The following is an 11,143-nucleotide window of genomic DNA, read 5'->3' as shown; positions in this document are numbered from 1 at the left end:
GTCTCGATGCACGAAGGCAAAAAAGTTAAAGAAAGAAATCCAGGCGCAAATAGATCGGTGCTTCACGCTCGGTGATGGCGTCCGGTCGCTCCAGCGAATGCGCAAAGGTCACGGTGGCGGCGACGTTCGGGCCGCGGGCAAACAGCTCCAGCGCGTCACTGGTCATGCGCCCGTGCTGGTCCGGGTTGTAGCGCCCGTGGCTGATCACGCCCTGGTCATAGCCGAGGCTGCTGCCGTACTCGGCAAACACCGCGTGCATCCAGTTCCAGGTCACCGGGCGGGTCCAGCGCAGGTCGTTGCGCCAGTAACCGCCGCTGTCGCCGGTGAGGGATTGGTCCTGATAACCACGAATCGACGACTGCCCGCCAAGGCTGGTGCGCTGTGGGCTGAACAGCACGTCTTCACTGTGTTGCCCGGTGATCAGGCTGCTGAAACTGAATGACTCATCCCACAGCTTGAACGGCTGCAAATAGCTGAGGGTGGCTGTGTATTTGCGGTAGCGCGCGTCGGGCTGCCCGGCTTTGACGTCGCGATTGCTTTGCGCATCGAAGGCGCCGATGCCGTCTTGCATGCCCAGGTCGATGTTGAGAAAAGCACCGCCGATGCGCCGGCCATGGTTGATGCCGAACTGGGCTTCGCTGATGCGGTTGCTGCTCAGGGCCAGCTTGCTGTCTTCGATGTAGTTGTGGGTGCTGAGGTAGGACACGCCTGTGTTCAGCGAGGTTTTGCTCAGCGCATCGCGATAGATCACCCGCTCCAGGCGCAGTTGGTGGTTCTGGCTGTCGCCGCTCTGCTTGAAGCTGAAACCGTTGGCCTGGGCCTGGGAGCGGTATTCGCTTTCGCTGTAGCTGTAGGTGAGGTTCCACCAGCCGAACGGCAGGTTGTAATTGAGCATCGCGTTGCGCGAATTCTTGCTGGTATCACTGACCACGTCGTGCCCGGCGCGCAGCGAGAGTTGGTCGGACAACCCCAGCGGGTTATCCCAATCCAAGCTGGTGCCAGCCTGTTGGCGACCGGTGCTGCGCTGGCCGTCGTTGCTGTAGGACACACCGGCGCGCCAGGGCTTTTGCGGGTTGTTCTTGACCAGCACGTCGCTGCCGCCCACGGCCTTGCCCGGCGCCAGCTCCATTTGCGCTTGATTCGACGGCAAGCGATTGAGCTGGTCAACCATCTGCTCGATCTCCCGCAGGTTGAGCACATCACCGGGCTTGCCGGGAAACACCTGGGCCAGCTGGCGCTCGGAAAAGCCACTGCCCTCAGCGCCCTTCAAGCCTTCGAGGCGGCCCTCCACCACCTGTACCTTCAGGTTGCCGCTGGACAGATCCTGTTGTGGCAAATAGGCGCGGCTGGTCACCATGCCTTTGTCGATGTAGCGCTCGGTGATGGTTTTAAGCAGCGCATTGAGCTGCGCCACGCCCAGGCATTGCCCGGTATAAGGCGCCAGCATCTGCGTGCGTTCGTTGGCGCCAAGCGCGTCTGCGCCACTCAGTTCGGGGGTCTTGATTGGGAAACAGCGATTGTCCGCAGCAACGTTTGGCGCGGGTAACGGTGTGGCGTTGCCGGGCAGGTCCTTAATGTCGTCCAGGCGGCGGCGCTGTTCTTCGAGGAGTCGGTCCTGGCGGTCGCGGATCAGGTCGGTATCACCCGGGTTGGGCGCCGCCTGCAGCGTCATGGCCACCGCAAGACTTGTCAGCGCCAGCGCATAGCAACTCACTGTGAGGATTGAAACGCGCATGGCCATTCCCTTGACTAAATGGCGTAGTGCCATCACTGGACGGCGATACTATGGACACATTTTTTTGGCGTCAATTTGTCAAACATGAAACTTTTACAAAATGTTTCATGTTTGTATTCTGGCTAAAACAGCGGCATTGGTTTATGAGCCGCGAACGGTTTTTGGGTTGTCCATCGCCGAACTGTGAACCGAGGATCCATACAACCTGCGTGCGCAACGCACGTTGACCAGCAGCACCTCGACCCTCAGCGCCTGCCCCGCACGCCACCGGTCGCCTTGGAAAAAGCGCGACTGCTGTCATCGGCCCGCAACATAACCCTGCCTAGAATCCCGCCCGGAGATAGGTCACACCCGTCTTCCTGACCCCATACGTCAGTCATTGACCAACACCGCTCCATCGATTGTCAGCATCGGCCTTTGAGGTTCATCCTCGGGCCGTTTTTCAAGGACTGGAATCTACGCGCGTAGATAGCTGTGGAACAAGGGATCGAGTGGTGCCTGGCACATCCTCAGATCGGGAGTTTTTTGATGTCCATGCTTGAACAAACCGCCTATCCCGCCTCGTCGGCAGGCCGTGGCGCCGCGGATGAAAGTCTGTCCACCCCGCGTGGGCGCCGGGAGATGTACCGCGCCACTCTTGCCTGCTGGTTGGGCACGGCAATGGAATATGCCGACTTTGCTCTGTATGGGTTGGCGGCCGGTCTGATCTTCGGCGACGTGTTTTTTCCCAATGTCACACCGGCCATGGCCTTGTTGTCGACCTTCGCGACCTGGTCGGTCGGTTTCGTGGCGCGCCCCATCGGCGCATTGTTCTTCGGCTGGCTGGGCGACCGCCAGGGCCGCAAGGTGGTGATGGTCTCCACTGTTGTGCTGATGGGCGCTTCTACTACGTTGATCGGCCTGATCCCCAGTTACGCGTCCATCGGCATCTGGGCTCCGACCTGCCTGGTGCTGCTGCGGTTCACCCAAGGCTTTGGCGCCGGCGCCGAGCTCGCGGCGGGCACTGTGATGCTCGGCGAATTCGCACCGGCCAAGCGCCGGGGGCTGGTGTCTTCGGTGATCGCCTTGGGCTCCAACAGCGGTACGTTAGTGGCCTCGTTGGTGTGGTTGGCGGTGATACAGATGGATCAACAGCAACTGCAGGACTGGGGCTGGCGTATCCCGTTCCTGTGCAGTTCGCTGATCGCGCTGGCTGCGTTGTGGCTACGACGCAACCTGCAGGAAACCCCGGTGTTCGAACAAAGAAAGGCCGAACTGCAAGCTCAGCGCGACACACGAAGGGCCGCCCTGCCCTTGCACACGCCATCAGCCGGTGTCTGGAAAAACCGCCGCGCGTTCCTGACCATGGTGGGTTTGCGCATCGGCGAAAACGGCCCGTCCTACCTGGCTCAGGGGTTTATCGTCGGCTATGTGGTGAAAGTGCTGACTGTGAACAAGTCGGTCGCAACCCAGGCGGTGTTGATTGCTTCAATCCTGGGTTTCCTGATCATCCCGCTGGCCGGCTGGCTGTCCGACCGTTTCGGCCGCCGCATGGTGTACCGCGGGTTTTGCCTGTTATTGATGCTCTATGCATTTCCGGCGTTCATGCTGCTCGATTCCCGCGACCCGCTGATCGTCACCGCCACCATGGTGGTCGGCATGGGCCTGGCATCACTGGGCATTTTCGGTGTGCAAGCGGCGTGGAGCGTCGAGATGTTCGGCGTGAAAAACCGCTACACCCAGTTGGCGTTGGCCAAGGAGCTCGGCTCGATTCTCTCGGGCGGCACTGCACCATTGATTGCGGCGGCGCTGTTGTCTTGGACCGGCCATTGGTGGCCGATCGCAACCTACTTTGCCGCCATGGCCAGCATTGGTTTCTTCACCACGTTTGTCGCCCCGGAAACCCGTGGTCGCGACCTCAACGCGCTGGAAGATGCCATCTAACGCAGACCCTTCACCCGTAAAAACCAGCACCCCCTGACGCCTCGTAGAAGGCGCCAACCCGCACGACTGTGAATCAGCAGCCGGGCGAAGCCATGCCTGAAAAACGGCACATTAATAGGAGCGTCGTCATGAAAAGATCCACCCTGGCACTCGCGATAACGGCAACATTCCTGGCCCAGCAGGCCCTGGCCGCAGGTTTCGTCGATGACAGCAGCGCTACCCTCGGCGCACGCACATTCTACTTGCGCAGTGATAACCCCACTACGCCCGGCGTCGACCAGAACCAACTCACCCAAGGTTTCAAACTCGATTATCTGTCGGGTTTTACCCAAGGCACCGTGGGCTTTGGTATTGATCTGCAAGCACTGCAGGCATTCAATCTGTCCGGCGGCACCCAGCATCCGAGTGCCACGACACAGAACTCGCTTTCCCCGGTAAGCGCCGACGGCAGCCCGGTCGACGACTGGAGCCGCCTGGCCGGCAATGCCAAGGTCCGGCTCTCCAAGACCGAGTTTCACGCAGGCGGCGCACTCTCCCCCAACCTGCCGATTCTCGTCGCCAATGATGGCCGGCTGCTGCCACAAACCTTTGAAGGTGTAACGATGACCTCCAGGGAAATCGACAACCTGACGATCAATGCCGGGCAACTGGACCGTTCTACCGGTCGCGCGTCATCCAACGCCACCGCGTTAGCCGTTGCGGGCGGCACCGAGGGCAGCACGTTCACCTACGCCGGCGCCGATTGGAAACCCAACAAAGACACCACCGTACAACTCTACCGTGCCAACCTCAGCGACTATTACAACCAGACCTTCCTGGGTCTGTTGAACACCACCCAGCTTGATGGCAATTCACGCTTCAAAACCGACTTGCGCTACTTCAACAGCACCTCCCAAGGCAAAAACGGCCAGCCCGGGTATGTGTTCAACAACAACGGGGGCTACGCCAGCAACCCCGGCAAAGTCGATAACACTACCTGGAGCGCCGCATTCACCTACACCCTGGGCGGCCACGCGGTCATGCTCGGCCGCCAGCAAGTGTCCGACTCCGGCGGCGTGGTGTACCTCAACCAGGGCAACGTGCTGGACGGCAACGGCAACAACCAAGGCAATGGCGGCGCGAGCGTGTACCTGATCACTGACGTGATGGACAACTCCTTCATCCGTGCCGGCGAAAACACCTCTTTCGGCCAGTACTCCTATGACTTTGCGGCCCTGGGCATACCCGGCCTGACCACGTCAGTACTCTACCTGCATGGCGATAACATTCGATCAGCCGGCGGCGAGCGCTATTCGGAGTGGGAACGTGATGCACGTATCGACTATGTGGTGCAAAGCGGGGCCCTCAAAGGCTTGGGCGCGACCCTGCGCGAAGGCAGTTTGCGCAGCGGTGTTCCAAATGTCGGCGCGGTCGATCAGGCCCGCGTTATCTTCAGCTACACCTACGCCCTGTTCTAAAAAGTGCGCGCGCGCAGACGCCGCGGGTCATCAAACTGCAACAAAACCGAAGGGATAATGTCGTTTATGAAAAGTCGGTGCTGCCCCGTGTCTGCCACCCCTTTTCTATTTTTTTAACCCCAGGGTCTACGCGGGTAGACCCTCTGCCAAGCCCTCTGCTGGGGAAGGTTCCTTGACCAGACAACACACAAGCCGCGCCACTCGCGATGACGTCGCCCGTGAAGCGGGCACCTCGGTGGCGGTCGTCAGCTATGTGATCAACAACGGCCCCAGGCCCGTGGCCAAAGCCACCCGGCAACGCGTACTGGACGCCATCAAAGCCACCGGCTACCGCCCCAACGGCGTGGCCCAGGCACTGGCGTCGGGCAAGACCAGGACCTACGGGTTGATCGTCCCGAACATCTCCAACACCTTCATCGCCTCCTTTGCCCATGCGCTGCAACAAGAGGCGCTGGATAACGGGCTGGTGATCCTGCTGGGGGATTCCGGTGATTGCCGTACACGCGAATTGAGCCTGATCAACAGCCTGCTCAGCCAGCGCGTCGACGGCCTGTTCTACACCAGCGTCGACCGTCACCCTCACATCGAACTGATCCAGGCCAGCGGCACGCCGTTTGTCATGCTCGACCGTGTCGACCCCGAGCTGCGCGTCAACATGTTGCGAGTCGACGAACGCGCCGCGGCCCGACAAGTCACCGCGCACCTGCTCAGCCATGGTTACCGCGACGTCGGCATCATCTGCGGCCATGCACAAATGCTCAACGCCCAGGACCGTCTCAACGGCTGGCGCGACGCACTGAATGACGCCGGGGTTGAAGCGCACCCGCACTGGATCTTTCCTGCCAGCTACACCCGCCAGGGCGGTTATGACGCCACTCAACGCATGCTGGCGAACGGCAGCCCTCCGCGCGCGCTGTTCTGTTCCAACGAGGCGCAAGCCATCGGTTGCGTACGGGCCCTGTCGGAACATGGCCTTAAGGTGCCGGAGCACGTCGCGCTGGTGTGCTTCAACGGCACCGAGGCCTCGGCGTTTTGTACCCCGTCCCTGACCACCGTGTGCCAGCCCGTCAAGGAGATGGCCAAGGCAGCCATTTCGATGCTGCTGGCCTGGGACGGCGAGGTGAAGTTGCAAGAGTTTTCCCATCGCCTGGTGCTGGGTGAATCCTGCGGATGCACGGCGGCAAACACCCCGCGCGCCTGAAACAAGAAAACAAGAAGGTGAAATGAAGCGTTTAATTATTGATTGCGACCCCGGCAACGGGATTGCAGGCGCAAATGTTGACGACGGCCTGGCGTTGGCGCTGGCATTGGCGGCCCCCGGGCTGAACCTTGAACTGGTCACCACCGTCGCGGGCAACACGCCCAGCGCCATAGGCTACAACGTGGCCCAGGATTTGATGGTCCGGGTCGGTCGACCGATGCAGGTGGTACAGGGCAGCACACAGGCCTTGGAAGAACCCGCCGCCCCCTGGCGCGAGGCCTTGGACAACGGCGTACACAAGCGCCAGCTCGCGCATTTATGGCAAGGCGTACGCGCGCCCGCGGCATACCAGGCCCCCGCGTTGCAGGCGGCTGACGCGATGGGTCAGTTGATTTGTGCCAACCCTGGGGAAATCACCCTGGTCGCGATCGGCCCCTTGACCAACGTTGCACAAGCGCTGCAACGCTACCCGCAGATGACCGTCGCCGTGAGGCAAATTGTGATCATGGGCGGCGTGTTTGGCCTGGACGACTACATCAAGGACACCAACTTCGGCTTCGATCCCGAAGCCGCCCACCAAGTCCTCAACAGCGGTGCAAACATCACCCTGGTGCCGCTGGATGTCACCACCCAGACCCTGATGACCCACTCCGACCTCGACCGTATCGCACAGATCGACACGCCACTCGCTGCATTTGTCTGCGAAACCTTCCGCCCCTGGATCGATTACTCGATGACCACCCGTGGCCTGCCCGGTTGCTGGATCCACGACGCTCTGGTCATCGCCTGGCTGCTTGACCCCGACATCGCCACCGCCAGTGCCTATTTTGCCGATATTGAACTGCGCGCAGGTCGTACACGCGGTAAAACCTGGCGTTACAAGCAACCGCTGCGCCTGGATGTGGGCATTGAGGCGCCTGCCGGCCGCCCGATTAACGTGCTGCAAACCGTGGACAACGGCCGGTTGCTGGCGCTCATAGAACGGCACTTGCGCGCGTCCATTCCCAAACCGTGAACCGAAGATCCATAGGTTTGGCGCATGCCTCATGCTCAAACGTCATAATCCCCCGTTCGCCTGCGTGGTAATCTGGCGCCACCACGAATAGACATTGATCGTCACTTGACGATGACCAGAGCCAGGAAAGAACATGCCAAAGATTTCTCACTCAGCGCTACGCCGCAACTTCCGTGAACTGCTTGCAAAACAAATCTGCGTTGAAACCGCCTCCGTCTTCGACCCCATGTCTGCGCGTATCGCCGCCGACCTGGGCTTCGAAGTCGGCATCCTGGGTGGTTCGGTCGCATCGTTGCAGGTCCTCGCGGCACCCGATTTTGCGTTGATCACGCTGAGTGAGTTCGTTGAACAGGCCACCCGCATTGGCCGTGTCGCCCAACTGCCGTTCATTGCCGACGCCGACCACGGTTACGGCAATGCGCTGAACGTGATGCGCACTGTCGAGGAGCTTGAGCGCGCAGGCGTCGCGGCACTGACGATTGAAGACACGTTGTTGCCCGCACAATTTGGGCGTAAGTCCACCGACCTGATTTCCGTCGAGGAAGGCATCGGCAAAGTGAAGGCCGCCCTCGAGGCGCGGGTCGACCCTGCGCTGTCGATCATCGCCCGCACCAATGCCGGTGTGTTGCCGACCGCAGACGTAATCGCGCGCACCAAGGCCTATGAAAAGGCCGGTGCCGATGGCATCTGCATGGTCGGCGTCAAAGACTTCAACCACCTTGAACAGATCGCCGAAAACCTCACGGTGCCGCTGATGCTGGTGACCTACGGCAACCCGCAGCTCAATGACAGCGAACGCCTGGCCGCGTTGGGCGTACGCGTTGTGGTAGCCGGCCATGGCGCTTACTTCGCCTCGATCAAGGCGACTTACGACAGCCTGCGCGCCCAACGCAAACTGACCAGCAGCACCACGAACCTCAGCGCGACTGAGCTGACGCATACCTACACGCTGCCGGAAAGTTATGTGGCGTGGGCGCAAGAGTTCATGGATGTGAAAGAGTAAGCGTCAGTCAATCGGCGGCCAGTACCGACTGGCCGCCGCTCTCAGTCAGTAATTGGCGCTGGGATTCCCCACGTCCACGTAGCCATTTTTTGGCGCAATGATCACGTCCAACGGCGGCGGCGTAACACCGAAGTCATCGAGCTGGTCCTTGAGCCCGGTGTACCACTCTTCCTGCTGTTTTTTGCGCGCATTGTCGGCTTTGATGTCGGCAATGATCGCGTAGATCAGCCCGCCCACGGCGGCGATGCCGCCGACTGCGCCAGCCAATGCGCCCGCAGCCCCGCCAATCACGCCTGCCGCCTCTGCAACGCCCGCCGCCACCGTGGTAATGCGCGGCACTACGTAAGTGGCGACCTCCACCACGCCGGCCACGGCCGACAGGCCATTGAGCCCAGCGAAGGTGCCCTGGAAGCCGGCCCCGACCTTGTCGCCACTCTGCGCCGAGTTCTTGGCGGAAATCGCCCCGGTAACCAAGCCCAACACGTTACCCGCCACGCCGCCCAGGCTCTTGCCGACGTTCTCCACGTCCTTCACATACTTGGGCGCGTCAAACTTGTAGGTGCCTTGTTGGGTGCGGTCGAACTGGTCCTGGACAAACTTGGCGCCGCCTTCCAGGAACAGCCCGGCCGCCTGGAACGACTGCCCAACCGTTTGCGCCGTGCTGCCGCCCTTGCCGGCGGCGATGCGCGTGCCGATGGCGCCTGCCAGCAACACGCCGGACACGCCATGCATGACCCCGGCCTTGTACGTTGCGCTGACCCCGGCCGGCAGTTTACCGCCCCAGGTGCTTTGGACTTTCTTGATCGCGTCGTCGAACTTGGCGCCCCCGCGCATGGCGTCTTCCACCGCACGAATGCCACTGATGATGTCGGCGGTTTTCGGCGGTGCTTCGCCGGGCGCGGTGAACGCGGCAATGTTGTCGTTGATCACTTGCTCAAGGCGCGGGTCGTTGGCGCCGGTCACCCCCAGGCCGCGGTAGAAATCGTCGATGGACTGGCCTTTAAGCAGGTCTTCGCGGCCCAGTTTGGTGGCCGCGTCGTTGAAGCTTGAGCTGCCTGCCTGCACGGTCTTGTCGTCGAGTACTGCGTCGAAGATGGCCTTGTTCACGCCGGACTGAATCACCGCCTTGTCTGCCGGCACGCCGCTGGCGATCAGGTCGTTGATCTGCTTGCCGGAGGTGATGTCGGCGTACTCGGCCTTGACCTTGTCCTTGATCGCCTGCGGGGCGTTTTCCAGGGCTTTTTTGTAGTCCGGCTGCTTGCCGAGAGCCTGGGCGTAGAAATCCGGGTACTTGATAAAACTCGACAGCGCATCCGTGGTGCTGCCGCCCTTGACGGCGAAGGCACTTTCCAGCGCGTCGGTACTCGATGACGCTTCCAGGCGCCGTTCCATCTCAGCTTTCAGGGCCGGGTCGGCGGCCACCGTTTTCTGCAGTTGCTCGGTGCCTTGGGTGTTGAGGAACTGCTGCACGTCCGGGTCTTTGCTGAGCCTGTCGATACGGCCTTGCACATCCTTGATAAAGTCCTCACGCTGCTGACCCGGTGACGGGCCGTCGCCTGACCACTCATTGGCCGCATCCGGCCCCTGGTGCGCGAACGCATCCGCGCCGGCCTTGTAGTTGGCAAGGCCGGTGGACAGCTGGATGATCGCGGCGGTTTTGTCCGCACCGCTGGCGCTGCTGTTGCCGCTGACGAAATAGTCGGCGCCGACCTTGGAGGCGTTACCGCCAGCGGCCTTGACCGCGTCTTCGGTGGCCTTGGCGTTCATGTCCTTGATCTGGTCGTCGGCGCTGTTGCCATCCAGGCCTTTGAGGTTGTCATAGCCGTACTTGCCGAAGTCCTGCAGGCGCCCGGCTTCCGTACCGTGGCGGGCTTCGCCATCCTTGGTGAAGCCGTCGATGCGGCCATTGCCGACGTTGCCGCCGTCAATGTGCTTGCCGGTCTCGTCGTAGTTCTCGACATAGTTGAGCACCTGCGCCGCACGCCAGGCCGCATCGGGGTCGTGCTCGAAGTCGCCGACGCGCTCGCGCAGCGTGTCTTTGACCCCACTCTGGTTGCCGAGGTTTTTCAGCAAGGGGTTGTCGTCGATGATCTGTTGGGCGCTGCGGGTATCGCCCAGCGGGCGCCCTTCGCCGGGCAGTGGCAAGTGATTGGACGGCACGTCACCCTTGGGCGGCGCCTTGGGTTGGGTGGCGGGGAGATCGCCCTTGAGGGTGTCCCAGCCGTACTTGCCAAAATCCTGCAGGCGCCCGGCCTCAGTACCGTGGCGCGCATCACCGCCCTTGGTAAACCCGTCGATCTTGCCGTTACCGGCGTCGTTGAGTTCCGAGCGTTTAACCGTGGGTTTGCCGTTTTCGTCGAGTTTTTCGATGTGCTCCAGCACTCGGCTGGCTCGGTAAGCCGCGTCCGGGTCATGCTCGAAGTCCCCCACACGCTCACGCAGTTTGTCTTTCACGCCACTCTGGTTGCCAAGGTTCTTGAGCAACGGGTTGTCGTCGATGATCTGCTGCGCGCTGCGAAAGTCGCCTTGAGGCCGCTTTGTATCAGGCCCGAGGCGGTTGTCGCCGGGCTGATTGTCTACCGCCCTGGACACCGCTTTATTCCAGTTGGGGTTAGCGCCCACTTTGGGTGTGCTGTCGACCGGGTTGACCTGCATGACCGCTCTCCTTGATATGGCGTGGGAGAGAGGATTATTGGCGGGTAAGTGCAACAGTCATGTTACACACAAATAATCGGGACGAGCAGAGTCATATCGCCACTAGTTAGTGGCAAACTCTACGTATCAATCTTTATATAAGTTTATTTAACTA

Annotated in this window: 7 protein-coding genes; 5 read left to right on the top strand and 2 right to left on the bottom strand. The window is 61.2% G+C overall.

The annotated features are described in order from the left end of the window. Positions 1 to 25: 25 nt before the first annotated feature. The gene (locus ACA065_RS14865) at positions 26 to 1,735 is read right to left on the bottom strand and encodes a ShlB/FhaC/HecB family hemolysin secretion/activation protein (protein WP_497695176.1); all 1,710 of its coding nucleotides are present in this window, start codon (positions 1,733 to 1,735) and stop codon (positions 26 to 28) included. 528 nt (positions 1,736 to 2,263) lie between these two features. On the opposite strand from ACA065_RS14865, the gene ACA065_RS14860 reads away from it, so the two are divergent. From ACA065_RS14860 to ACA065_RS14840, 5 genes are all read left to right on the top strand, one after another. After that, complete coding sequence (locus ACA065_RS14860) at positions 2,264 to 3,658, top strand: MFS transporter (protein WP_497695175.1); 1,395 nt, start codon at positions 2,264 to 2,266, stop codon at positions 3,656 to 3,658. A 128-nt stretch (positions 3,659 to 3,786) separates the two neighbouring features. After that, the gene (locus tag ACA065_RS14855; protein ID WP_497695174.1) at positions 3,787 to 5,115 is read left to right on the top strand and encodes an OprD family outer membrane porin; all 1,329 of its coding nucleotides are present in this window, start codon (positions 3,787 to 3,789) and stop codon (positions 5,113 to 5,115) included. A 172-nt stretch (positions 5,116 to 5,287) separates the two neighbouring features. After that, positions 5,288 to 6,316: a LacI family DNA-binding transcriptional regulator gene (locus ACA065_RS14850; protein WP_497695173.1), complete on the top strand. Its 1,029-nt coding sequence runs from the start codon at positions 5,288 to 5,290 to the stop codon at positions 6,314 to 6,316. Positions 6,317 to 6,338: 22 nt separating this feature from the next. Further along, positions 6,339 to 7,331, top strand: coding sequence for a nucleoside hydrolase (locus ACA065_RS14845; RefSeq protein ID WP_497695172.1), 993 nt, complete (start codon positions 6,339 to 6,341; stop codon positions 7,329 to 7,331). A 133-nt stretch (positions 7,332 to 7,464) separates the two neighbouring features. After that, positions 7,465 to 8,334 carry an isocitrate lyase/PEP mutase family protein gene (locus ACA065_RS14840; RefSeq protein WP_497695171.1) on the top strand — a complete coding sequence of 290 codons (870 nt, stop codon included), beginning with the start codon at positions 7,465 to 7,467 and terminating at the stop codon, positions 8,332 to 8,334. A gap of 45 nt (positions 8,335 to 8,379) precedes the next feature. Here ACA065_RS14840 and ACA065_RS14835 read toward each other — a convergent pair whose 3' ends face one another. Then, positions 8,380 to 10,989: a type III effector HrpK domain-containing protein gene (locus ACA065_RS14835; protein WP_497695170.1), complete on the bottom strand. Its 2,610-nt coding sequence runs from the start codon at positions 10,987 to 10,989 to the stop codon at positions 8,380 to 8,382. Positions 10,990 to 11,143: the final 154 nt, after the last annotated feature.

Source organism: Pseudomonas sp. LBUM1640, assembly GCF_059716225.1.
The sequence above is the reverse complement of the archived record's forward strand: the minus strand, read 5'-3'. Positions and strand labels throughout refer to the sequence as shown.